At 70.0% G+C, this 21,635-nt stretch carries 19 protein-coding genes and 1 riboswitch; of the genes, 8 read left to right on the top strand and 11 right to left on the bottom strand.

Going from position 1 to position 21,635, the window contains the following annotated elements:
• Window positions 1–30: 30 nt before the first annotated feature.
• Entirely contained in the window at window positions 31–2,370 is a 2,340-nt protein-coding gene (locus tag ACE11G_RS14350) for a helicase-associated domain-containing protein (protein WP_222111381.1), read from the bottom strand.
• A gap of 46 nt (window positions 2,371–2,416) precedes the next feature.
• On the opposite strand from ACE11G_RS14350, the gene ACE11G_RS14345 reads away from it, so the two are divergent.
• Window positions 2,417–2,599 (top strand): hypothetical protein, encoded by a 183-nt coding sequence (locus tag ACE11G_RS14345; protein WP_006894566.1) that lies wholly within the window; start codon window positions 2,417–2,419, stop codon window positions 2,597–2,599.
• Window positions 2,600–2,746: 147 nt separating this feature from the next.
• Here the strand turns inward: ACE11G_RS14345 and ACE11G_RS14340 are convergent, their stop codons facing one another.
• The 3 genes from ACE11G_RS14340 to ACE11G_RS14330 all read right to left on the bottom strand — a co-directional run bounded on the left by ACE11G_RS14340 (window position 2,747) and on the right by ACE11G_RS14330 (window position 4,580).
• Complete coding sequence (locus tag ACE11G_RS14340) at window positions 2,747–3,379, bottom strand: transglycosylase family protein (RefSeq protein WP_375002657.1); 633 nt, start codon at window positions 3,377–3,379, stop codon at window positions 2,747–2,749.
• A gap of 8 nt (window positions 3,380–3,387) precedes the next feature.
• Window positions 3,388–3,580: riboswitch (cyclic di-AMP (ydaO/yuaA leader) on the bottom strand.
• Window positions 3,581–3,843: 263 nt separating this feature from the next.
• Window positions 3,844–4,374 (bottom strand): flavin reductase family protein, encoded by a 531-nt coding sequence (locus tag ACE11G_RS14335; protein WP_006894569.1) that lies wholly within the window; start codon window positions 4,372–4,374, stop codon window positions 3,844–3,846.
• Window positions 4,371–4,580 carry a hypothetical protein gene (locus ACE11G_RS14330; RefSeq protein WP_006894572.1) on the bottom strand — a complete coding sequence of 70 codons (210 nt, stop codon included), beginning with the start codon at window positions 4,578–4,580 and terminating at the stop codon, window positions 4,371–4,373. The genes ACE11G_RS14335 and ACE11G_RS14330 overlap by 4 nt, the downstream gene beginning before the upstream one ends.
• 116 nt (window positions 4,581–4,696) lie before the next feature.
• Here ACE11G_RS14330 and ACE11G_RS14325 point away from each other — a divergent pair, with 116 nt between their 5' ends.
• Window positions 4,697–5,116: a cold-shock protein gene (locus ACE11G_RS14325; RefSeq protein ID WP_375004167.1), complete on the top strand. Its 420-nt coding sequence runs from the start codon at window positions 4,697–4,699 to the stop codon at window positions 5,114–5,116.
• A 22-nt stretch (window positions 5,117–5,138) separates the two neighbouring features.
• On the opposite strand, the gene ACE11G_RS14320 is transcribed toward ACE11G_RS14325, so the two are convergent.
• Together ACE11G_RS14320 and ACE11G_RS14315 are read right to left on the bottom strand one after the other, a co-directional pair.
• Window positions 5,139–5,723 carry a DUF2771 family protein gene (locus tag ACE11G_RS14320; protein WP_039866702.1) on the bottom strand — a complete coding sequence of 195 codons (585 nt, stop codon included), beginning with the start codon at window positions 5,721–5,723 and terminating at the stop codon, window positions 5,139–5,141.
• Window positions 5,724–5,801: 78 nt separating this feature from the next.
• Window positions 5,802–7,598: an MFS transporter gene (locus tag ACE11G_RS14315; RefSeq protein WP_062367385.1), complete on the bottom strand. Its 1,797-nt coding sequence runs from the start codon at window positions 7,596–7,598 to the stop codon at window positions 5,802–5,804.
• Between the two features lie 142 nt (window positions 7,599–7,740).
• Here ACE11G_RS14315 and ACE11G_RS14310 point away from each other — a divergent pair, with 142 nt between their 5' ends.
• Genes ACE11G_RS14310 through ACE11G_RS14300 form a run of 3 tightly spaced genes read left to right on the top strand, consistent with a single transcriptional unit; the run spans window position 7,741 to window position 12,001 of the window.
• The gene (locus ACE11G_RS14310; protein WP_039866704.1) at window positions 7,741–8,523 is read left to right on the top strand and encodes a DUF3027 domain-containing protein; all 783 of its coding nucleotides are present in this window, start codon (window positions 7,741–7,743) and stop codon (window positions 8,521–8,523) included.
• Complete coding sequence (locus ACE11G_RS14305; protein ID WP_375002654.1) at window positions 8,504–11,296, top strand: sacsin N-terminal ATP-binding-like domain-containing protein; 2,793 nt, start codon at window positions 8,504–8,506, stop codon at window positions 11,294–11,296. Before ACE11G_RS14310 ends, ACE11G_RS14305 begins: the two co-directional genes overlap by 20 nt.
• A gap of 51 nt (window positions 11,297–11,347) precedes the next feature.
• The gene (locus ACE11G_RS14300; RefSeq protein ID WP_006894582.1) at window positions 11,348–12,001 is read left to right on the top strand and encodes a phosphatase PAP2 family protein; all 654 of its coding nucleotides are present in this window, start codon (window positions 11,348–11,350) and stop codon (window positions 11,999–12,001) included.
• Here the strand turns inward: ACE11G_RS14300 and ACE11G_RS14295 are convergent.
• Window positions 11,977–12,231 (bottom strand): DUF2530 domain-containing protein, encoded by a 255-nt coding sequence (locus ACE11G_RS14295; protein ID WP_006894584.1) that lies wholly within the window; start codon window positions 12,229–12,231, stop codon window positions 11,977–11,979. The two genes, ACE11G_RS14300 and ACE11G_RS14295, sit on opposite strands and share 25 nt — an antisense overlap.
• A 99-nt stretch (window positions 12,232–12,330) precedes the next feature.
• Here ACE11G_RS14295 and ACE11G_RS14290 point away from each other — a divergent pair, with 99 nt between their 5' ends.
• Window positions 12,331–13,836 carry an NCS2 family permease gene (locus ACE11G_RS14290; protein ID WP_006894586.1) on the top strand — a complete coding sequence of 502 codons (1,506 nt, stop codon included), beginning with the start codon at window positions 12,331–12,333 and terminating at the stop codon, window positions 13,834–13,836.
• Window positions 13,837–13,840: 4 nt separating this feature from the next.
• Here the strand turns inward: ACE11G_RS14290 and ACE11G_RS14285 are convergent, their stop codons facing one another.
• Entirely contained in the window at window positions 13,841–15,073 is a 1,233-nt protein-coding gene (locus tag ACE11G_RS14285) for a GNAT family N-acetyltransferase (RefSeq protein WP_375002651.1), read from the bottom strand.
• A gap of 75 nt (window positions 15,074–15,148) precedes the next feature.
• On the opposite strand from ACE11G_RS14285, the gene ACE11G_RS14280 reads away from it, so the two are divergent.
• Window positions 15,149–16,012 carry an RNA methyltransferase gene (locus tag ACE11G_RS14280; RefSeq protein WP_006894589.1) on the top strand — a complete coding sequence of 288 codons (864 nt, stop codon included), beginning with the start codon at window positions 15,149–15,151 and terminating at the stop codon, window positions 16,010–16,012.
• A gap of 292 nt (window positions 16,013–16,304) precedes the next feature.
• Here the strand turns inward: ACE11G_RS14280 and ACE11G_RS14275 are convergent, their stop codons facing one another.
• The 3 genes from ACE11G_RS14275 to serC form a co-directional block, all read right to left on the bottom strand.
• Entirely contained in the window at window positions 16,305–17,177 is an 873-nt protein-coding gene (locus ACE11G_RS14275; protein WP_231650283.1) for a DUF6928 family protein, read from the bottom strand.
• A complete protein-coding gene (gene sepH / locus ACE11G_RS14270; protein WP_045539405.1) occupies window positions 17,177–18,148 on the bottom strand; it encodes a septation protein SepH in 972 nt (323 codons plus the stop codon). The genes ACE11G_RS14275 and sepH overlap by 1 nt, the downstream gene beginning before the upstream one ends.
• Before the next feature lie 116 nt (window positions 18,149–18,264).
• Complete coding sequence (gene serC / locus ACE11G_RS14265) at window positions 18,265–19,398, bottom strand: phosphoserine transaminase (RefSeq protein ID WP_222111377.1); 1,134 nt, start codon at window positions 19,396–19,398, stop codon at window positions 18,265–18,267.
• A 106-nt stretch (window positions 19,399–19,504) separates the two neighbouring features.
• Between serC and ACE11G_RS14260 the strand changes: the two genes are divergently transcribed.
• Window positions 19,505–20,440, top strand: coding sequence for an ABC transporter ATP-binding protein (locus ACE11G_RS14260; protein ID WP_222111376.1), 936 nt, complete (start codon window positions 19,505–19,507; stop codon window positions 20,438–20,440).
• The last annotated feature ends 1,195 nt before the right edge of the window (window positions 20,441–21,635 follow it).

Raw genomic sequence — 21,635 nt, 5'->3', positions numbered from 1 at the left:
GGGCGCGGTGCGGCCACCTGCCGTCGGGAGTCAGAGCACCTCGACCCTGGTGATCCGGTGCAGCGCGAACCGGAGGTCGGGCTCGCCGCCCTCCTCGTCGGCCACCAGTTGTCCGGCGGCCAGCGAACGGGCGTGCACCACATGCCGACTCGCCGCGCCCTGCGCGTCCACATAACCGATGCGCAGGCGCCTCCCGGTGCGCAGGGCCAGTTGGATCAGCGTGGACACGGTCTCGCCGGCGGCACCCGACGCCGAGGCCGCGGCGACCGGTCCGGCGGCGCGGTCGGCGGTCCGCATCCGGGAGACGACGGCGTGCGCCTGACCGGGACCGAGAGCGGCGCGTCGATGCGGTGGGGACGACGCCGCACCGCGGGCCGGGACGCGGACGCCTCGGCTGCGCAGGTCGATCAGCGCTCCGGAGGAGTCCTCGCCCGCGGGGCTGAACCCCGATGCGCGCAGCCGGTCGATCACATCGCGCAGCGGTGCCGCCGACACCGCGACCGTCGGGGCCAGGGCGCGCAGGGCCAGCTCGGTCGCGGCCTCGCTGCGCAGCACCTCGGTGAGCGTCGCGGTGTCGTCGCAGCGGATGAACGACGCCGCCACGCCCACGCGCAGCCGGCCGTGTCTGCGGGCGACGTCGTCGATCAGATATGTCAGCGACTGCGGCACGGGCGTCCGTGAGTGCTCGTGGAGGAACGTGGCGATCTCGGCGCTGGTGCGGCCGGTGTCGAGCGTGCGCCGCACACTGTCTTCGGTGATCCGATACATCGAGGCGGCACCGCCCGATTCGAGGTCGGCGATCAACCGGAGCCGGTCGGCCACGTCCGGGTCGAGCGGCCCGGGCACCACGACTGTCAGGTCGGCCTGGACCAGGAAGTAGTCGATGAGGTCGGGCAGGGACGCGTCCATCGCCGCGAGCACGTCGGCCGCCGACTCGGCGTCGGCGGGAACGTCGAGGAGCAGCCGCCCGGCGGTCGTGAGCGAGCCGTGCGCCACGAGTCCGAGTTCGGTCGCCTCGCGCAGGGTCTCGGACACCACATGCACGTTGAGTCGGCGGAGACGGCGCGGATGACGCCATCCGAGTACCGCGGTCAGCGCTTCGGGGGACACCGGGTGGGCGGGCTCGGCGTCGGCGAGCGGAGCCAGCACCGCGCGGCGCGAGGCCGCGGCGGTGGCGTCGAACAGTTCGGACGACAGCGCAGCGAGGGTGTTCCCCTCGCGGTCGGTGTCGCCGATCTGCCAGGGCTGCCGCGGCAGATCGAGCCACGCCCGCGCCATGCCGAGCCATCGTCGCCCGGAACTCAGATGCGCCCAGGCGTCGACGGCGCCGGTGGGCGCGAAGACGTCGTCGGCGAGGTGGTCGCCCGCGTCGGAGTCGGGCGCACCCGCGTCGAGGAGCCGCTGCCTGGCCAGCAGCTCGACGAGCAGGCCGACGCGGCTCACGGTCAGGGCGGTGGTCTTGGCGAGGCGCCGGAGTTCGCGGATGCCCAGGCCGCCGGACCGCAGCAGGGCCGCCGGTGCGGTGCCGAGCGCCTCGATCAGATCGCCGGAGTGACGGAGCAGTTCGAGCGCCTCGCCCGCCCCCGCGGCGTCGACGGCCTTCGCGTCGAACCGCCCGGGGCCGTCCGCACCGGTGAGTGGCGGTTCCCGCAGGACCGCGGTCTCGAGCGGCGGCTGACCGCGAAGCAGTTGTCCCACCTGGGGCGGAAGCTCCACGGTCTGCTCATCGATCCGTGCGAGCAGACCGAGTGAGATGAGGGTGGGCACCGGCGCGCTCGGATCGGCATCCGGTGCGGCGTCGCGACTGCGCCCGAGAGACGACCCCTGGGCGAGTGTGGTGAGCAGTTCCCTGGGCCGCTCGGCGGCCGATTCGATGCGCTCGCGGATCTGCGCGGGAGTCGACTCCGCGATGGGGCCGAGCAGATTGTGAGCCCGCCACGGCAGGGCGGCGGGCAGATGCGCCCCGGCGATCCAGTCGGTGTGCCTGCCGCGCCGGCGGGGGCCGGTGCCCCACAGCAGTGCACGGGTGACCATCTGGTCGAGACGCGCGTCGACGTCGCCGCGCCGCGCCCGCCGACCGAGACGGGCGACGATCGCGTCCCGGCTCACCGGCCCGAGGAGTTCCTTGCGTTCGCCGATCGCACTGGACGCGTCGAGAAAGGCCTCGATCACCGCGACCGCCAGAAGGTCGAGCCCTTCGCCCGCCAGGGAGATCGACGCCGCCGACAGCGCGCGCTGGGCGAGGACACCGGTGCCGCGGGGCGGGGGAGAAGCGAGGTCGGGCCGGGCGATCAGCAACTCGACGAGCGCATCGTCGGACCGCTCGGCGAGATCGTCGGCCAACCCGCGCAGCGGCAGGTCGGGACTCATTCGGACAACTGTACCGCCGGTTCAGCGGGCATGGCACAATGAGGCCGTGGCTAAGAAGAGTGGATACGTGGACAACGGTTGGCCGACGGATATCGGTGAGCAGCACGCGGTGACGGAGTTCACCTCTCACCTGGCGGGTGCGCTCTCGCCGTTCGGCGATTACTACGAGCTGCCGCAGCCCGTCGACAGCCTGCCGTACATCCAGTCGAAGACCGTCGTCAACCGCTGACCTGACCTGAGCTCTGCCGAGACCGGCCGGACCGTGTGGTCCGGCCGGTTTTCGTGCGTCATGTGTCACGTCGGTGCGGGAGCGGTCGCAAAATGCGAGAAGACCCCCGCCGAAGCGGAGGTCTTCTCGGATGAACTTCTCGGGTGATCAGGGGAGGTTGATCAGGCCCTTGTTCTGGTTGTAGAGCTTCAGCTGGTCCGGGGTGAGCTGGTAGCCGGAGTCCTTGGCGGCCTTCCAGGCGCTGCGCACCTCGGGGCTCACCTTGGAGTCGTTGACGACCTTGTCGATCTGCTGCTTGGCCTCTTCGGTGTTCTTCGCGTCGGCAGACTTGGCCAGGCCGGTCTTCGGGGCGTCCTGCTGCTTCGGTGCGAGCGGGTTGGCCGGCTTGGGGGTGGCCGGGGCGCTGCGCTGGGTGGGGCCCGAGAGGGGACCGCCGCAGGTGGGCCATGCGCCCTTGCCCTGGGTGGCGAGAACGCGCTCGCCGACGGCGATCTGCTGCTCGCGGGTGGCCTGGTCGGCGCTCGGTGCGTACTGGGTGCCGCCGTGGGCCGCCCAGGTGCTCGGGCTGAACTGCAGGCCGCCCTGGTAGCCGTTGCCGGTGTTGATGGCCCAGTTGCCGCCGGACTCGCACTGTGCGACCTGATCCCACTCGGAATCGGTCGCTGCCGAGGCGTGACCGCCGCCCATCAGGGCCGCGCCGCCGCCGATGACGGCCGACGTGAGGGCGATCTTCGCGAAAGTCTTGGTATTGGTCGTCTGCTTCGAGTGACGTCCGGACATATGTCTTCGTTTCCTCTCTCCACGCGCCTACGAGGTGAGCTGTCGGGTTCGGGCTGAGAGGTGCCCGGTCCGGCTCGCGTCACTGGGTGCGACGTCTGCCGGGCTTAACCCCAAGGCCGACCACCGAGGTGATCGACCGGTTCCCGGAGGATTGTGGGTCCCCCGTCCTCGCTCCTGAAACTGCATCAGCGGGTGTCCTGCCGGCGGAGCGAGGTTGGGCGCGACCGGCGGAACGGGCGTTCGGGTGGTCGCCTGGGTGGCGGCCGTCATGAACACTACGTCGTCGAGCCCGCGAGAACATCTGATGCGAAGAGGTGCTCTGAGGTGGCGTGAAGCGGCCGATCGGGCGTCGTGGCACGTCCGTGCTGCTCACGGCACTGATACCCGTCTCGTATCCCGTTTGTTATCGGGTTGTTATGTGACAAAGGTCACATCCTGATTGAGAGTTCCGACACGCCGGTATGTCAGGATTGCGCGCGTCGAGCTTCGAGCGCGCGGAAGCTGCTGGCGTGGAAGACAAGTGGTTCGACGTTCGGGTCGCAGCGCAGGGCGTCGATGGTCAGAAGCACCACGAGGTGGTCGCCCGCGGGGATCTCTGAGAACACCGTGCATGCCAGGTGGGCGGCGGCGCCGGGAATGAAGACCGCGCCCGAGTCGTCGGCGATGGGGCGTACCCCGGTGAACCGGTCCTCCGGCGGCCCCGCGAGCCTGCGGCAGACGTCGCCCTGGTGCGCGGCGAAGACACTCACGCCGACGGTGCCGCCCCTCAGTGCGGGCCAGGTGGTGGAGCCGTTGCGGACGCACACCGACACCAGCGGCGGATCGAGCGAGACGGTGGTGAAGGCGCTGGCGGACATCCCGATCGGGTCGCCCCCGGGATCGTCGCCTGTGCGACACACGGCCACCACGCCGGACGGGAAGCAACTGAAAGCTCGTTTGAGTTCGGTCTCGTCGCTGACGGGCCGCAGCGGCCGGTCCGGGTCGATGCGGTTCACCGGCTGCGCCGGCCGGACAGCAGGGCGAACACGATCCCGAGCAGCAATCCCAGCGGTGCGCCCATGGCCAGAACGTAGACGGTCGTGACGACGGCCGTCCCGGTGTCCCGGACCGCCGGGAACAGCAGGGCGATGCTCGCGATCATCCCGATGCCGAACATGACGACGGCGACCCCGAGCAGGCGTGAGGACTTCTGGGTCTGCATGGCGTCAACGGTAGCCCGAACGCTAGAATCTGTTGCAGCGCGCCTCCGCTCGGACTGCCATCGGGCCAAGGCGCTTTTGTCTGTGGCAGACCAGATCAGTTGTGAAGGTGAGCACTGTGCCGACCGGCCGGGTGAAGTGGTACGACTCCGCGAAGGGCTTCGGGTTCCTGTCGCAGACCGACGGCGAGGATGTGTACGTCCGGGCCAACGCGCTGCCCTCGGACGTCTCGGAGCTGAAGGTCGGACAGAAGGTGGAGTTCGACATGGCGGCGGGACGCCGCGGCCCGCAGGCGCTGCGCGTCACGGTCCTCGAACCGGCGCCCAGTGTCGCGCGCAACACGCGCGAGGCGGCACGCCGCGAGCGGGACGCGAAGCGTCTCTCGCCCGACGAACTGCACGGGCTCATCGCCGATCTCATCACCTTGCTCGAAGGCAAGGTGCAGCCGGATCTGCGCAACGGCCGCTATCCCGACCGGAAGACCGCCCAGCGGATCTCGGACGTCGTCCGCGGCGTCACACGCGAACTCGACCGCTGAGGCGGGCCTCCGTCCGGCCGAGCTAGCCGCGCTGGTCGGGCAGCGTCGCGGTGTTCGGAATGCGGAAGTCGACCGGCAGAGTCCGGATCGAGAAGGTGCCGCGGATCGACAGGTCGACGTCGAGCGAGTCGTTGTCCTGGCCGGGGGTCTTCTCCCGGTACGCCGAGATCGACGACACCTCCACGCCCATCAGCACCCGATCGGGTTCGCTGTGCAGAATCTGCGTGAAAGTGGTGCCCGGCAGGTGCAGCCACATCACGCGTGCGATGCCCCGTGGTGTCGCGTATTCGGCGATGAGCGTCCACGGCCCGTCTGAGATCTCCTTCGGAACGCTCAGGGTCACCCGCTCGCCGATGGCGACCGGGTGGTCGTAGGTGCGGAGCTTGAACTTGCCGTTCCGGTCGACGAGTCGGCAGTCGTCCATCTTCACCGAGCACCAGTACGACGGTTCGGCCCGGGTCAGGTGGTCGCCGGCCTGGAACGAGATGGTCGGCAGCGGCTTCTCGTGTCCCCGGACGAGCAGCGTGGTGGCGCCGGCGATGATCACCAGGGCCGCGACCACCACGGCTCCGATGATCGCGAGGGCCTTCTTGTCTCCCGGTTGCATCACGTCGAATACGTCCTTCGGTTAGGGGGCGGGGGCTGGGGGATGTGCGGGCTCGATCAGGGGCGTGTCGGCCGCGGCTCAGCGCGGTGCGCGCAGATGGTCGGGCACTTCGATCGGCATCGTCGGGGCCGCGTGATCGGGGCGGCGGCCGCCGAAGCCCGGCACCATCGTGGAACCGCGGCTGGTCAGGAAGGTCTGGACGAGACCGATTCCGACGAACACGGTGACCACGGTGAAGCCGATCCACAGCTCGGTGGGCAGGAGCACACCCAGGGTGGCGCCGAAGACCCAGCAGAGTTGGAGCACCGTCTCCGACCGGCCGAATGCGGACGCCCGGGACTCCTCCGGTAGATCGTCCTGGATGCTCGAGTCCATGCAGACCTTCGCGATGGCGCTGGTCGCCGAGCCGATGAAGCCTGCGACGACGACGAAGATCAGCGAGTTGAAGATCGCGGCCAGCAGACATCCGACGAATGTGGCCGCGGTGGACCACACGACGATCGCGGTGGGATTGCGCAGCTCGATCCGCGTGCCGAGGCCGTTTCCGGCGGCGTTGCCGACGCCGGCGGCGGCACCCACCGCACCCAGCATCATCAGCTGCGCCCAGCCGGAACCCAGGTGGTCCTGCGCCTTGGCGTAGAAGGCGATGTACAGGGTGAGAAACCCGGTCAGGATGCGGATGGTTCCGTTGCCCCACAGTCCGGTCACCACCGAACGGCCCAGCGGCTGGCGCATCTTGGCCGCCAACCGCTTCGAGAGGCTCGGCTTGTGGGCCCGCTCGGTGGGGGCCTCGGCGTCCGGACTGCCGCGGTAGGTGATCGTCGTCGGGACCTCGCCCTCGGTCACCTCCACCCACGACGGGATCTTCATGCAGTAGTAGCCGCCCATCGCGGCGACCAGCACCAGCCAGATCATCGCGCCCGGAACGTGGAAGGGGAGGAACTTGCCGAGCACCATCTCGAGCGCGCCCGCGATGCCGCCGCCGACGATGGTGCCGCCGATCAGGCCGAACGTGGTGAGCCGGGAGTTGACGCGGGGCAGATCGATCGAGGGCGGCAGCACGCGCGGTGCCACGGCCGATTTGAGCACCCCGAACGATTTCGACAGGACCATGAGCCCGAGGGCGCACGGATAGAGCACCCACGGCTTGTACGTGAGCTGCCCGGATGAGGAGTCCCACGAGGAGTTCACGATGATGAGCAACCCGAGGACCGCGCGGAGGCCGAAGGTCGCGGCCATCGCGATTCGCCGCCCGTTCTGCAGCCGGTCCAGAAGCGGCCCGATCAGCGGTGCGATGAGCGCGAACGGTGCGATCGTCAAAGCCAGGTACAGGCCGACGTTGACCTTCGATTCGCCGGTGGCCGCGGCGAAGAACAGCGTGTTCGCCAGCGCGACCGCCATCGCGGCGTCGACGGCGCTGTTGGCGATCACCGGCAGCGTGAGCGCGGTGAGTCCGGACCGGTCGGCGCCGTCGGCCGTCGCCGCGCGATGCACCATGTTCACGCCGCGGGCGGTGAAGTACTTCGACCGCCGCGCGAAGACCCGGACCACCGTGACCTTCTCGGGTGGAACGTATTCGGTGCCGCGGCGACGGTCCTGCGCGCCGGCCTCCGGCTTGATCCGGGTGGTCGGCTGGTCGACGGGTTCGGTCTGCGGGTCGAGCGGGGGCAGATGCGGGTTGCGGGTGCGCGGAGGCAGATAGCCCTCGCTGGCCGGACGTTCGCGGGACTCGAACGGTCGGGTGGGCACGCGCGGTCGCGGGTCGGCCGGGTAGTTCGCCTGGCCGGGATGCGGCGCCGGCCGCCGCGGAGACCGCGGAGACTGCTGCCGGTCACCGCCGTGGGGGCGGTTGTCACCGGGTTGACGAGGATTCACGTCATCAATTGTTCCCTATGACGCGGACAAGGCTGGGAACAGGCGGCGCCCGATGCTTCGTGCGTGCCTCGCCGATCCCGCGAATCGTCTGCGAAAGGTGCCTGACGTGCATTACCCCGGGCCGCTATTGCACACTGGAAGGGTGAGTGTTGCATTCGAGAACGGCGCCCTGGTGGATGCTGTCGCCTTCGCGCGCGAAGCATTGATCGCCGACGGCGAAACGCCTGGTGAGCATCTGGGGGCGCGCTCGGAGGGCGAGTACGCCGCCACCCACTACTTCGCCGCCGAAGTCCCCGGCTACCGGGGTTGGCAGTGGTGCGTCGTCGTCGCGGGTGCGCCCGAGTCGAGGGAACTGACGGTCAGCGAGACCGTCCTGCTCCCCGGCGACGGCGCTCTGCTCGCCCCCGAATGGGTTCCCTGGGTGGATCGCGTCGCGCCGGGCGATCTCGGTCCCGGCGATCTGCTGGCCGCGCCCGCCGACGATCCGCGGCTGGTCCCCGGGCAGATCGACACCCTCGACGTCGATCCCATCGACCGGGATCAGGTGGGGCAGGTCTCGGCGGAGATCGGCCTCGGACGCAAGCGCCTGCTCTCCTTCGAGGGCCGCGCCGACGCCGCCCAGCGCTGGTACGACGGCGAATTCGGTCCCGATTCGGCGATGGCCCGCAACGCCCGGCACTCGTGCGGGACCTGTGGTTTCTACCTGCCCCTCGCCGGAGCGCTCCACGGCGCCTTCGGCGTCTGCGCCAACGAGCTGTCCGCCGACGGCCGCGCGGTCTCCGCGGAGTACGGTTGCGGCGCGCATTCGGACGTACGGCCCGCACCGGGCAATGGCAGCCCGGCCTACGACGCCTTCGACGACGGTGCCGTCGAGGTCGTGACGCTGCCGGCCGTTCCGGCGAGCGATGCCCCGGCCGGAGACTGATCCCGCGGATCCGTTCGGGACCGCGGACCTGCGCCGGAGCACCCTGCAGGGCTGGCTGTCGTCGCCCACCCGTCTGGCCGAGGACGCTGCGGCCGAGGCGGAACTTCTCGAGATCGGTTACCGCGACCGCCTCTTCACCGAGCTCGCGGCCAATGCGGCCGACGCGGCGAGCCTGGCCGGCATCGACGGCCGAGTGGCGGTGTGGGCCGACGGCGCCACCGTCCACGTCGCGAACACCGGTGCGCCGCTGACGGCCGCCGGAGTCCGGTCGCTCACGGCGCTGCGCGTGTCGCCGAAGAGCCCGCTGATCCACGGCGGGACCACCGTCGGCCGCTTCGGCATGGGTTTCCGTGCCACGTCGCTCGCCGCGCGCGTCACCCTCGCCTCACGCAGCGGATCGATCGAGTTCGACGCCGATCGGACTCGCGGACAGATCCGCGCGCTGATCGACGATCCCGATTCGGAGCTGGATCTTGATCGGGTCCCCGCGCAGCGACTGGCCTGGCCCTCGGCGGCCCAGCCCGCTGCGGGATTCGACACCGAGGTGGTGCTGGAGACGGCCGACGAGGAGGCCGCGGCCGCGATCGTGTCGGCGGCGCAGCACCAGGCGCCCGACCTCCTGCTCGAACTGGAGGCGCTCGCGCGGATCGACGTCGCCGGGCGGAGTTACGAGCGTCTGGCCGACGGCGACACCGTCGTCATCACCCGCGACGGCACCGAGCACCGGCGCTGGCTGATCGCGCGAGCCGCCACCGCCCGATGGCTGGTGCCGATCCGGGACGGACGGATACGGCCGCTGTCGGGCGACGCGCTGCGCAGCCCCAACGCCACGGATATCGAACTGACCCTTCCCGCGCGCGTGATCGCCGACCTGCCGTTGACGCCCGATCGCCGGGAACTGCATCCCGACGCCGACGTCGAGGCGGCGGCCGCGGGTTATCCCGAACTCGCGGCACTGGTTCCCGACGACCAGAAGCAAGCGGTGATTCCCCCGCCGGCGCTCGCATCGGGCCGGGTGGACGCGGTGCTCCGGGAGGCGGTCCGGGACCGGCTGCGCACTGACCGGTGGCTGCCGTCTGCCACCGGGGAGGCGCTCTCGCCCGAACGGGCGTGGGTGCTCCCGGGCCTGACCGCCGACCTCGCGGCGTTGCTCGGCGACGTTCTCGAACCGTTGGCGCATCCGGATGTCAGTGACCGGGTGACGGCGTCGCTGCTGGTGGGGTTGGGCGCTCGGCGCCTCGGCCTGGCCGATCTGGCCGAGCTGCTGTCCGGTGCCGGCGGCGAGGACACCGCATGGTGGTCGCGCCTCTACGCGGCGCTGGCGCCGATGGTCCCGGACGCCCGGACCGCCGAGGAACTGGGAACGCTGCCGGTTCCGCGCGCCGACGGCCGCATGAACGTCGGGTGCCGCGGGCTCTTTCTCATCGAGGGGCTGGACGGGCTCGACGATCCGCCCGTCCCGAGCTGGGTGCCGACCGTCGATCCCGCCGCCTACGACCCGCTCCTGGACCGCCTCGGACTCACGCGCATCTCGCCCGCGGCGGCGCTGGCGCTGCCCGAGCTGATCGCGGAGCTCGACGCCGGCCCCGATTCCGACGACCCCGCTGCCGACCCGGACGCCGTGACCGACGTGGTGCTCAGGATCCTCGGACTGCCCGACGCCGGTCGCGCGCCGGCCGAACTCGGCGGTCTGGAACTGCTCGGGGCCGACGGCGAGCGGTGGCCGGCGGACGAACTCCTGCTGCCCGACAGCCCGCTGGCGCAGGTGCTGGTCGACGACTCTCCGTTCGGAACCGTCGCCGATTCGGTGGTCGAGACGTACGGGCCGACTGCTCTGCGCCGACTCGGCGTCGGATGGGGATTCACGCTCGTGCGCGACGACGCGCCCGTCGCGCCGGATCACGACCTGCCCGACGAGGAGCGATGGTGGGAGGAGCACGAGGTGCCGCCCGAAGAACTGATCGCCGTTCGCGACCTGGACCTCGTCGACCCTCGGCAGTGGCCGGCCGCTCTCGCGCTGCTGGCCGACGACCCCGACACCGCGTCCGCGCTGACCGGCGGGTACACGCGGTGGTGGCTGCGCCGATACGCCGAGATCGACGGCACGGCGCTACGGGATCTCCGATCGGTCGACGAGACGTCGCTGCGCGGGCTGTTCGACCCCGTCGAGGTGCCCGCGGCGGCCGCCGGACTCCTCGCCGCCGGTGAGCCGGACGACGCCGACGACGCGGCCGACTGGCTGGCAAGGCTCGCCGATCCGGCACGGACGGTCGCACCCGGCGTCGCAGTCCGTGCCCATGCCGCGCTGGTCAGTGCCGTGCGGTCCGGGACGTTCGCGGTCGACGACGTCGAACCGCCCCGAGGCGCCCGGACGGTCTCCGGCGAAGTCTCCGACGATCCCGTGGTGGTCGGGGCGCCGTGGTGGACGAGCGTGGTGCCCGCCGGTCGCGCCGTCCTGCCTGCGATCCCGCCCGACGCCGATTCAGCCGCTCTGCTGGCCGATCTCCTCGATGCACCTACCGCGGCCGAGGCCTACCGGGTGATCCCGGACCAGGGCGGCGAGTCCGTCGAACCCGACTCCGCCGACGCCGTCCGGCTGTCCGCGGCGGCCGGACTGCCCGCGCCCCACCGCGTGCGGCTCCACGACGATCTCCACGTCACGGTGACCGGTGAGACCGACGAACGGTGGCGCGTGCCCCTGTGGGTGGACGACGACGGGACGGTGCATCTGAGCCGATGTCGGGGGCGGGCGGACGATGAGCCAGTACCGTGAGCGGCGAGCCGCGAACGACGAGTTCCCTCCAGAGACACCAGCGAGGCAGTAGTGCAGCAGTTCCCGATCGACGAACGCATCACCGACTGGGTGGTGCACTCCCGGCACGAACCGCTGACCTCGGTGATGCAGTTCCTGACCGTCCTCGGTGACACCCTGACGGTGGTCCTGGTGGTCATCGGGGTGCTGGTGCTCGCGTGGGTGGGCAACCGCATCGACCTCTCGGCACTCATCGTGGTCGGCAGTCTGAGCGGCTACGTGCTGATGGTGCTGCTCAAGCTCTTGTTCGCCAGACCCAGACCACCGGTCACCGACCGGCTCATCGACGTCGGGGGAGCGTCGTTCCCCTCTGGGCACGCGATGCTCAGCACCGTCGTGTACGGGCTCTCCGCCGTCATCCTGTACCGGCTGTATCCGCGTGTGCGGGCGCGACCGCTGATCCTGCTGTGGATTCCCGCGCTGATCGCGGTGATCGGTCTCAGCCGGGTGTACCTCGGCGTCCACTGGACCTCCGACGTCGTCTTCGGCTGGTTGTTCGGACTGATATGGCTGCTCGTCTGTCTCGTGGCCCATGCGCAACTGGTGCGGCGACCCGCGCTGCTGCGGGTGGGAACCAAGCGGGTGACGAATTCGGTGGCCCAACAGGCCCAGCACGATCAGCAGGTGAAGAACGCCAGGGATCAGCGCACGTCGAGCCCTTCCTGAGCGCCGCGGGAACCGCGCCGCACGGCGGCCTTCTGGAGGAGTACCACGCCGGTGCCGAGCACACCGACGCCGAGCCCGACCAGGCACACCGGCAGCGCGCTGTCGGGACCGACACCGCCGAGCCACACCACCAACGTGGCCACCGTCCAGATCAGCATCCCGGCCACGATGACCGGTTCGGGTGCCCTGAGCCTGGCCGGGAGCTGCGGGATCTCGGACTCGTCTGACATGGGTCCAGACTAGCTTTCCCGCCCGTGGTGGTTCGCGCGCGCGGCGCATGCGCAACAATTATCCGGTCCATTGAATGCCCGACAGTGAGAGGCCCGCCGATGACCGATCCGGCCGACAACGAACCGCAGGAGGCGAACGGCACCGACACGGCGAAGACGTCGCAGTCCGTGCTGGATCGGTACTTCAAGATCCGCGAGCGCGGTTCGACGGTGGCCCGGGAAGTGCGCGGCGGACTGGTCACGTTCTTCACGATGGCGTACATCGTCGTCCTGACGCCGATCATCATCGGCGGTGTCCCCGGGAAACCGATCAACGCCGACTCCCTCGGCAACGTGCTCCCGATGCTTCAGGTGGCCGCCGTGGTGGCACTGGCCGCGGGTGTGATGTCCATCGTCTTCGGCCTGGTCGCCAACTATCCGTTCGGCCTGGCGGCCGGCATCGGGATCAGCAGCCTGCTGGCGGTGACGATCGCGCCGCAGATGAGTTGGCCGGCGGCGATGGGCCTGGTGGTGATCGACGGTGTCATCATCGTGCTGCTCGGCCTCACCGGTGTCCGGACCGCCGTCTTCAACGCCGTGCCGGCCGAACTCAAATCGGCGATCGCTGCGGGCATCGGCGCGTTCATCGCCTTCATCGGTTTCATCAACGCCGGCTTCGTGACCCGGCCGGAGGCTGCCGGCGCCCCGCCGGTCCAGCTGGGGCACGACGGGTCGATCGGCACCGTGCCGACGGTCGTCTTCGTCGTCGGCGTCCTGCTGATGGCGGTCCTGGTGGTGCGGAAGGTGCCCGGCGGACTGCTGCTCGGGATCATCGTGATGACCGTGGTCTCGATCATCGTCGAGGCCGTGATGCATCTCGGCCCGGCGTCCGAAGGCCACGGGGGCTGGGCGATGAACGTTCCCAAACTCCCGAGCGGCATCGGCGGACTGCCGGATCTGTCCCTCGTGGGCGATGTGGACCTGTTCGGCGCGTTCACCGGACAGTTCGACGATGTCAGCGTTCTGATCGCCTGCGTCTTTCTGTTCACCCTGCTGCTGTCGAACTTCTTCGACGCGATGGGCACGATGACCGGTCTCGGCAAGGAGGGCGGTCTCGCGGACAAGGACGGCAATCTCCCGGGCATCGGACGGGCGCTGATGATCGAGGGTACGGGCGCCATCGTCGGCGGCGCGTCGTCCGCGTCGTCGAACACCGTGCTGGTCGAGTCGTCGGCGGGCATCGCCGAGGGCGCGCGCACGGGATTCGCGAACATCGTGACCGGTGTGCTCTTCCTGGCGGCGATGTTCTTCACCCCGCTGTACAGCGTGGTGCCGATGGAAGCGGTCGCACCCGTGCTGGTGGTCGTCGGCGCGATGATGATGGGCCAGATCAGGGACATCGATTTCACCCGGTTCGAGCTCGCGCTCCCGGCCTTTCTGACCATCGTCACCATGCCGTTCACCTACTCGATCGCCAACGGCATCGGCGTCGGCTTCATCAGCTGGGTGGTGCTCGGAGCGGCGCGGGGACAGTGGCGCCGGATGCATCCGCTGCTGTACGTGGTGGCGGTCCTGTTCCTGCTCTACTTCGCGAGAGGGCCGATCTCCGATCTGATCTCGGGCTGACGCGTCAGAAGAACGTGCCCGCGAACGGCGCCTCGTCGACGGCGAACATCGCCGCCAGCTGCGCTACGACGTCCGGATCCGCGTCGATCCGTCCGGCGGCGGCCATCTCGCGGACGCCGACACCCCCGAGGTAGACGCTCGAGAGCGTGGCGATGTCGATGCCGGCCTGCGGGGCGTCGTCGGTGCGCGTCACCGTCGCACGGGCATCGGCGACCGTCAGCCGGTAGCGTCCCGCACGGTCGCCGAAACCATCGGTCACGTCCAGGACCAGGTCGCCGTCTGCGCCGTAGGTGCGCAGTTCCAGGGCGGCGACGACGTCGAGGATCGACACCCACAGCTCATCGGCCCGTCCCTGCACCTCGAGGGCTCGCGCGTTCACCAGCTTGTGCGGCAGCGGGTCGTCGACCGGGATCGACGCCGTAACGGCCGAGACCAGGTCCAGGCTCGACAGGACGCGCCACAGGTCGGTGTGTGCCTCCGGCGTGGCGGCGACGAAGTCCTCGACGATCGCGGTCTTGTCGCGGGCATCGATCCGGTACGCCGCATAGCCGTCGGCGTGCAGTAGGTAGTGCAGGCCGCTGGTCTGCGAGTTCCGGCGGAAGGCGCGGTCGGCGATGATCGACGGCCACCAGGTCTCCGGGCGGGTGATCGCGCCGTTGCGCCCCGCGGCCCAGCGGCGATGGACCTCGGGGACGTGCCGGACCACCTGCTCGCTGTTGCCGTAGCGGACCCGGGAATCGGCCGGCGGGGGAGTGCGGAACTGCGCGGACGCGGGAGTCACGCGGACGCGATGAGAGAAGATCGCGGGCCCGAAACCGAAGCGTTCGTAGATGCCGCCCTCCGACGCGGTGAGCGTGGCGAGGGGGAACTCGCGTTCACGCCAGGTCCGGTACTGCTCGGTGATCATCCGCCGCAGCAGACCGCGGCGCCGATGGGTGGCCGACACCGAGACCCACGACAGTCCGGCCGTGGTGGCCGACTCGCCGCCGGGGACGGTGAGCGGCACGGGGAAGTACAACGAGACGGCGACGATCGGACGTCCGTCCGAGCCGGTGTCGCGGATGATGACGGTGTCGCCCTCACCCGCCCGGTTGCGGAACTCGATCATCTCGTCGGCGGGCAGCGGCTTCGGCAGGGCGAACGCACGGGCGTCGATCTCGAGGATCTCCGGCCAGTCGGTGCCCCTGGGGCGTTCGAGCGAGAGCGGATCGGCAGCGTCAGACGACGAATTGTTCACCCGTCCAGTGTGCCAAAGCTCACCGACGCCGGTGCAGAGCGCCGCTGACCGGCCACGATGTGGCACCGTTGACTGGTGACCTCGACAGACGCAGTCCGGCCGACCGACCACCTCGCCGTGGACGTCATCGACATCGTCGACCCGTCCGATCCGCGGATCGACGACTTCCGGGACCTCAACTCGGTGGACCGCCGCCCGGATGTACCCGCGCTGCCCGGCGGCCGGGTGGGGAAGGGGCTTGTGATCGCGGAGGGAGTGCTGGTGGCGCAGCGGATGATCGCCTCGAGGTTCTCTCCGCACGCCTTCTTCGGCGTCGACCGCCGGCTCGACGAACTGGCATCGGACCTCGAAAACCCGGCACTGGCCGGGGTGCCCTTCTACCGTGCGAGCGCCGAGGTGATGGCCGAGGTGATCGGCTTCCACCTCAATCGCGGCGTCCTCGCCGCGGCCCGGCGGCCCGTCGAACTCTCGGTTCCCGAGGTGATCGAGAACGCGCGCACCGTCGCCGTCCTGGAGGGCGTCAACGATCACGAGAACATCGGCAGCATCTTCCGCAACGCCGCGGGCCTCGGCGTGGACGCAGTGATCTTCGGGACCGGGTGCGCCGACCCCCTGTACCGACGGTGCGTGCGCGTGTCGATGGGGCATGCGCTTCTCGTGCCCTTCGCTCGCTCGCAGGCGTGGCCGGCCGATCTGGACCTGCTGCGGTCGGCCGGATTCACCACGGTGGCACTGACTCCCGGCGAGGGCAGCGTTCCCCTCGCCGAGGCGGTGACCGACGACAGGGTGGCCTTCCTGGTCGGGGCCGAGGGCCCCGGCCTGGCCGAACACACGATGCGCCGCTGCGACGTCCGCGCGCGGATCCCGATGAGCCGGGGCACCGATTCGCTGAACGTCGCGACCGCGGCGGCGGTGGCCTTCTACGAGCGCGCCCGCTGATCTGTGCCGATGGTGTTCCCGCCTGCTGGTTGAGCGAGCGCAGAGAGTCGAAACCCTCCCAGGCTGGTTGAGCGCGCTTAGCGAGTCGAAACCGACGTGTGCCGGTTCCCTCCCGCCCGCTGGTTGAGCGAGCGTAGCGAGTCGAAACCAAACGCACCAAACGCGTGTCGGTTCCCTCCCAGGCTGGTTGAGCGAGCGCAGCGAGTCGAAACCAACGCGAGCCGGTTTCGACTCGCTTCGCTCGCTCAACCAGCGGCGGGGGCGGTGCTCGCTCAACCGGCGTCGACGGCCGTCACAGACGACCGCGGAAGCCGAAATAGCGGGAGATCGGTCCGGGAGTGCGCGCGGGCGGGGAGTCCGGTTGCTGCTCCGACAGCGGTTCCGGGGTCGCGACCGGCGCGGGAATCCGCTGGATCGGCTCGGTCTCCTCGGTCGACCCCTCCGGAGCGGCGTGCGCGTGATGCGGCTCGGTCGGGGCGTCCGCGCGGAGGGGCACCGACGATTCGATCACGTTGTCGAATCCGTCGTCGGGCCCGACGCGGTAGACGGTGACGGGGATGCGCGCGGGGTCGACGGCCGACGATGTGTCGCCGTGGAAACTGAAGCCGAACCACGCGCCGTGCGCGGCGTCCGCGAGTTCGCCGGGATGGAAGGGCAGCGCGAGCGGATCGTGTTCGGCGGCGGCCTGCGGGTGGTCACCCGCCCAGAACGGCCCTTCGAACGGATACGGCAGCCCCACGTCGGTGCGGATCACCGTCGGCGTGCCGACGAAGGCGCGCTGCAGTTCACCGTCCTGCCAGCGGGCCACACATCCGGTGTCAGTGTCAGGGTCGAGCGAGACGAGAGCCCAGGTCTGGCCGACACCGAGATCCTCGAGATAGGAGGTCAGCTCGTCGGGGTCGGTGGTGCGAAGGCTGGCGCCCGCGAGCACCGCCAGGCGGCCGAAGTGCGCGGCGAACACCCGGTTGTCGGCGCCGTCGACGGCAGCCGCGAGATCGGAGGTTCCGATGGGCGTGATCTCGGTGTCGGCGAAGGCCTTCTCGATGAAGTCCGCCGTCTTCTCCGGATCGATGTACACGCCGCCGGCCAACTCCGCCGCCGGATCGGGGCAGGCGATGAACCAGAGGGCAGATATGTTCGGCAGCACCGAGTCTCCAAGTCGCATCAGTCGTTCGGGTGGCTTCGGACGCCGAGCAGTACGTCCTCCCACGCCGGCACGGTGGGTGTCGCACGCTTGCCGCGGTGCCGCGGTGCCGTCGACTCCCTCTCCTCCTGCGGCGTCGATGCCTCCACTCGACGCTCGTCGTCGTACCGCAGATCGAGGACCTCTCCGAACGGGTCCCGTCGGTGACTCTGCCGTCCGGTGAGGTCGTCGGCATCCACCGTGACGTATTCGTGCCCGTCGGGCGCCACCTCGTGGGCCGGAGGCTTCGGTACCGCCTGCACTGTGGGCCTGCGGCTGCTGCGCGCCAGCTCCGGTTCGGTCAGCTCGACGGCCAGATCGTCCATCGGGTCGGTGGTCCCGCCGTGCGATCCGGGCACGAAGCGCCAATGTGCGAAGAGGTCCGAGCCCGGTTCCGGCGACACCTGGACCACCCACTGACCCGACTCCGTGCGCCACGCGTCCCATTCGGCGTTCTGTGGTGAATGTCCGCGCAGCACAAGGCATTCGGCCACCATCTCGCCGAGTGTGCCTGCGACGGGACCGTCCACCCCCATCGGATGCGAGGCGCGCGCGAGTTCCGCGGCCCGGCTCCGTTCCAGGATCACCGGATGCGCGAACCGATTGATCTTCTCGACTCCGACCCCGGTGGCGGCGGCGAGTTCTTCGACGCTGGCACCGGACCGGACACGAGCCTGGATCTCCCGGGGCGTCAGCGACAACGTCGCCTGCGCATCGGTCGGCTGGTCGGCCACCGACTGAGCGGGCCCGGAGGGGGTCGACTCGGGCCGGGCGGCGTCGGTCGACGCGCACTCGCACTGGGCGGGGACATCCGCCTCAACCGATTCCGGCGGGTGGACGAGCGCGCGCAACGTGCTGTCGACCGGGATCTGAAACTCTTCGCCGGAGTCGAGGTCCATCACGACGATGAACGCACCGTCTGAGTCGGCGCGATCGGCGTGCAGTTCACGCATCGACTCCTCCTCCGGTCACCAGGTACGCGGATACCGCACTCAACACTAGTGAATTTCTGTGCCGGAGCGCGAGAGGACACGCGGCCCTTCTGTGAAGATCAGATCTTCGATCCGGGTCAGAGGCGCTCGACGATGTAGTCGATGCACTGGGTCAACTTGGTGACGTCCTCGGGGTCGATCGCCGGGAACATGCCGATGCGCAGCTGGTTGCGGCCGAGCTTGCGGTAGGGCTCGGTGTCGACGACCCCGTTGGCACGCAGCGTCTTGGCGACGGCCGCGGCGTCCACCGAGTCCGCGAAGTCGATGGTGCCGACCACCTGGCTGCGGTGCGCCTCGTCGGCGAACGGAGTCGCGAACTCACTGGCCTCGGCCCAGCTGTAGAGCCGCGAGCTGGAGTCGGCGGTGCGGCCGGTGCAGAAGTCCAGACCGCCGTTGTCGTTCATCCACTCGATCTGGTTCTTCAGCAGCAGCAGCGAACCGAGCGCGGGCGTGTTGTAGGTCTGGTTCTTGGAGCTGTTGTCGACCGCCGTCGGCAGAGACAGGAACTCGGGGCACCAGCGGCCCGACTCCTTGATCTCCTCGATGCGAGCCAGTGCGGCCGGGCTCATGATCGCGATCCAGAGCCCGCCGTCGGAGGCGAAGCTCTTCTGCGGCGCGAAGTAGTAGACGTCGGTCTGCGCGATGTCGACCGGCAGCCCGCCCGCACCCGAGGTGGCGTCGATGGCGATCAGCGCATCGCCTGCGGCGGCCGGGCGGACCACGGGAACCGCGACGCCGGTGGAGGTCTCGTTCTGCGCCCAGCCGATGAGGTCGACGCCTTCGACGTCGTCGGCGGTCAGCGCAGCCGGGTCGGGTGCGGTTCCGGGATCGGTCGAGACGACCTTCGGATCCTGAAGGAACGGTGCCTTCTTGGACACGGTGGCGAACTTGGAGGAGAACTCGCCGTAGGTGAGATTGAGGGCGCGCTCGCGGATCAGGCCGAATGCCGCGGCGTCCCAGAACGCGGTGGTGCCGCCGTTGGAGAGGACGACTTCGTAGCCCTCCGGCAGCGAGAACAGCTGTGCCAGACCCTCGCGGACCGCGCCGACGACGTTCTTGACCGGTGCCTGACGGTGGCTGGTGCCGAAGACCGAAGCGCCGGTGTCGACCAGCGATTGCAGCTGCTCGGGGCGGACCTTGGACGGGCCGCAGCCGAAACGGCCGTCTGCGGGAAGGAGTTCGGCGGGCAGCGTGATCGCGGTATCGGTCATGACGACGATTCTAAGACAGCCCAGCACGGCATTGCGCAGCAGCGGGCGCCGTGCAAGAGCAGGATGACTCTGGACACCGTTTCGCTGTTTCGTCGAAGGTGAGGAAATGGACACGTCGAAGGTGATCGATGTACGAGCTCTGCGGAAGAACTTCGGCAGGTTCACCGCGCTCGACGGGCTCGACCTGAGTGTCGAGACCGGCGAGATCGCCGGATTCCTGGGGCCGAACGGCGCGGGTAAATCTACTACCATCCGCATCCTGCTCGGCATGCTCCGCCACGACGGCGGGCAGGTCCGGCTTTTCGGTGCCGACCCGCATCGCGATGCGGTGTCCGTGCACCGCCGGCTGGCCTATGTGCCCGGCGACGTCACGCTGTGGCCGCAGCTCAGCGGTGGTGAGTCGATCGACCTCCTGCTGCGGCTGCGGGGTCTGGACCCGGCAGCCACGCCCGCGCGCGACGAACTGATCGAGCGGTTCGAACTCGATCCGACGAAGAAGGCGCGGTCGTACTCGAAAGGGAACCGGCAGAAAGTGGCGCTCGTCGCGGCCTTCGCGGCCGACACCGATCTGCTGGTGTTCGACGAGCCGACGTCCGGGCTCGACCCGCTGATGGCGCGCGAGTTCATGCGCTGCGCTGCCGAGCGCGCCGCACGCGGGGCGGCCGTCCTGATGTCGTCGCACCTGCTCTCCGAGGTGGAGGAACTCTGCAACACCGTCACGATCATCCGGGCGGGAAAGACCGTGCAGGCGGGCCGGCTCGAGGATCTGCGACATCTGCGCCGGTCGCGCGTCACGGCCACCCTCCCCGGTCCGAGCGACCTGTCCGCGGTGCCGGGGGTGCACGATCTCGACACGACGGCTTCCGGGGACGTGACCTTCACCGTCGACGACGATGCCCTCCCCGCCGTCACCGCGGCGCTGTCGGCCGCGGGGGTCGCCCGGCTGGCGATCGAACCGCCGAGCCTGGAGGAGCTGTTCCTGCAGAACTACCGCGATCAGGACGATCAGGACGCGGTCCGCGGCAGCCGGGAGCGGGCATGACTTCGCCGACCACGCGCTGGCCGCTGCTGGCGCGCATGGACGTGCGCCGTGAGCGGCTGATCATCCCGGTGACCGTGGTGCTGTTCGCGGCCATCAATCTGTCGACCGCCGCGATGATCCAGAATCTCGCCGGCGATCCCGCTCAGCAGCAGAGCCTGCGGACGGTCGCGGGGACCAATGCGGCGTTCCGGTTCCTCCTGGGAAGTGTTCCCGGAGACGACTCTCTGGCGGCGCTGGCGTCGTGGCGGGCGGGACTGTTCATGATCGCCGCGCTCGGCGTCTGTGCCGCGATGGCGGTGGTTCGGCTGACCCGCAAGGAGGAGGAAGAGGGACGCACCGAGTTGGTCCTGGCCGGGTCGGTCGGACCGGTGGCTCCCGCCGTCGCCGCGGTGAGCGTCGTCGTCGGTTTCGTGCTCGTCGTGTCCGCGGCGATGGCGGCGAGCCTGCTCACCGTCGACGGCGCGGACCCGGTGTCGCTGCTCGCGGTGTTCGCGCAGTACGCCTCGACCGGTCTGGCCGCCGCCGGCCTGGCGCTGGTCGCCGCCGAGGTGTTCCCCTCGGCCCATTCGGCGAATCTCGCCGCGTCCGGCGTGGTGCTCGCCGGATACGTCCTGCGCGGCGTCGCCGACACGGTGCCCGCCGCGGCCTGGTTGAGATGGACGAACCCGGTCGGCTGGGCCGAGGCGATCGAGCCCTTCGACGGCAACAGTTTCTGGCCGGCGCTGGCCTCCGTCGCGGCGTTCGTCGCAGGTCTCGCGCTGGCTCCGGTGGTCCGCAGACGCCGCGACCTGGGGGCGGGGCTGCTCGCCGCCAGACCCGGCCCGGCGACCGGACCGCACTTGCGGTCGCCGCTGGCTCTCGCGTGGCGGCAGAGCCGTTCGACGGCGGCGGCCTGGATCGGCGGCGTCGCGGTGTACGGCGTCACGGTCGGCGTCATCACCGATCAGGTGGATCAGTTCGCGGGTACCAACAAGGCGATCACCGACTTCCTCGAGTCGTCTGGAGCGGCGGGCACACTGAAACAGGTCTTCCTGTCGACGATGACCGGGTTCCTCGCGGTAGCGGCGGTGGGTGCGGGCGTCTCGCTGCTCACCAGATGGCGGTCGGAGGAAGTGAGCGGTCGCCTCGAGGTGCTGCTCGCCACCCCGGTGTCCCGGCGACGCTACTTCTGGACCCAGGCGGGTGTCATCGGTGT

This window comes from Gordonia sp. PS3 (assembly GCF_041950545.1).
GTDB lineage: Bacteria > Actinomycetota > Actinomycetes > Mycobacteriales > Mycobacteriaceae > Gordonia > Gordonia sihwensis.
This window is presented reverse-complemented; position numbering and strand designations above follow the sequence as displayed.

What these genes read in the sequence shown, in the direction of transcription:
- ACE11G_RS14350 (WP_222111381.1), bottom strand. Translation starts at nt 2,370, where the DNA reads ATGAGTCCCGACCTGCCGCTGCGCGGGTTGGCCGACGATCTCGCCGAG.
- ACE11G_RS14340 (WP_375002657.1), bottom strand. Translation starts at nt 3,379, where the DNA reads ATGTCCGGACGTCACTCGAAGCAGACGACCAATACCAAGACTTTCGCG.
- ACE11G_RS14330 (WP_006894572.1), bottom strand. Translation starts at nt 4,580, where the DNA reads ATGCAGACCCAGAAGTCCTCACGCCTGCTCGGGGTCGCCGTCGTCATG.
- ACE11G_RS14320 (WP_039866702.1), bottom strand. Translation starts at nt 5,723, where the DNA reads ATGCAACCGGGAGACAAGAAGGCCCTCGCGATCATCGGAGCCGTGGTG.
- ACE11G_RS14305 (WP_375002654.1), top strand. Translation starts at nt 8,504, where the DNA reads ATGCCCCGGCCGGAGACTGATCCCGCGGATCCGTTCGGGACCGCGGAC.
- ACE11G_RS14295 (WP_006894584.1), bottom strand. Translation starts at nt 12,231, where the DNA reads ATGTCAGACGAGTCCGAGATCCCGCAGCTCCCGGCCAGGCTCAGGGCA.
- ACE11G_RS14290 (WP_006894586.1), top strand. Translation starts at nt 12,331, where the DNA reads ATGACCGATCCGGCCGACAACGAACCGCAGGAGGCGAACGGCACCGAC.
- ACE11G_RS14275 (WP_231650283.1), bottom strand. Translation starts at nt 17,177, where the DNA reads ATGCGACTTGGAGACTCGGTGCTGCCGAACATATCTGCCCTCTGGTTC.
- sepH (WP_045539405.1), bottom strand. Translation starts at nt 18,148, where the DNA reads ATGCGTGAACTGCACGCCGATCGCGCCGACTCAGACGGTGCGTTCATC.
- serC (WP_222111377.1), bottom strand. Translation starts at nt 19,398, where the DNA reads ATGACCGATACCGCGATCACGCTGCCCGCCGAACTCCTTCCCGCAGAC.
- ACE11G_RS14260 (WP_222111376.1), top strand. Translation starts at nt 19,505, where the DNA reads ATGGACACGTCGAAGGTGATCGATGTACGAGCTCTGCGGAAGAACTTC.